Origin of the sequence: Streptomyces sp. SID14478, assembly GCF_010548525.1 — a bacterium.
Lineage (GTDB): Bacteria > Actinomycetota > Actinomycetes > Streptomycetales > Streptomycetaceae > Streptomyces.
The window spans coordinates 1-524 of record NZ_JAAGMG010000375.1 but is presented as its reverse complement, the minus strand read 5'-3'; the positions used below and the strand labels follow the sequence as shown (position 1 = coordinate 524).

Below are 524 nucleotides of genomic sequence, written 5' to 3'. Positions count from 1 at the left end.
ATGTCCGGCCCCGCGCCGCCGTGCTCCCCGCGTTCTCGCAACCACCGCCACACGGCCATGCCCTCGACCGCCCCGAGCGCCAGCCCGGCCACTCCGCCGGCGAGGACGTATCCGGCGCTCACCGCCCCGGCGACCGGGGCCCAGCGCCGTACCGCCCCTGGCACCTCGAACGACCGCCGACCCGGGCGCCCGGCGGCGACCGCCAGCACGAGCCTCACCCGTCGCCGCACCACCCGCTCCCGCCGCCGCGCCGCGCACTCCGACACCAACCACGCCAGCAGCGCCGCAATCAACAGCACTGCCCCCAGCCTGTGGACAACATCCATCGCTTCTCACTCCCCACCGCACCACACGGCCCAGAACCGACCTACAGCCCGAGCCCATCGCCCGAACCCACAACCCCACCGACACCTCGACCCACAACCCGAACCGCCCGAACCCCCTCCCGCCGCTTCCGTGACCCCGCCTCAGCCCGCCCCTCCTCAGCCCCTCAGCCCCTCGGCCCCTCGGCCCCTCGGCCCCTC

At 75.6% G+C, this 524-nt stretch carries 1 pseudogene; it reads right to left on the bottom strand.

Annotated elements, in window-relative coordinates:
* A pseudogene (locus G3I40_RS12120) lies at positions 1-299 on the bottom strand (hypothetical protein); the annotation flags it as partial.
* Positions 300-524: the final 225 nt, after the last annotated feature.